Source organism: Sphingomonas sp. AC449 (assembly GCF_979253475.1).
Genome location: NZ_CEEDCZ010000092.1, coordinates 1 through 237 on the forward strand (window position 1 = coordinate 1; position 237 = coordinate 237).

The following is a 237-nucleotide window of genomic DNA, read 5'->3' on the forward strand; positions in this document are numbered from 1 at the left end:
TCCACGCACCGTCCAGCCCATCGCGTAACTGGCCAAGATCGCGTGGCGACCCACGTCCTGCCGCCAGCCGTCCCAGTGCGCGGCCAATGTCAGGCAGCGCGCGCACCGTTGATCGCAACCGTTCGCGCAGGCCCTGATCTTCATGAAACAGCCGGACTAGATCCAGCCGTGCGTCACTGGCGGCCTTGTCCATGAGCGGGGCCCCCCGATCGGCGCCCAGCAATCGTGCCCCCGCGC

At 68.8% G+C, this 237-nt stretch carries 1 protein-coding gene; it reads right to left on the reverse strand.

All coding sequences use genetic code 11. The features are described from left to right. On the reverse strand, nucleotides 1–237 hold a 237-nt coding region (locus AC0CH3_RS17945; protein WP_465238143.1), incomplete at both ends, for a hypothetical protein.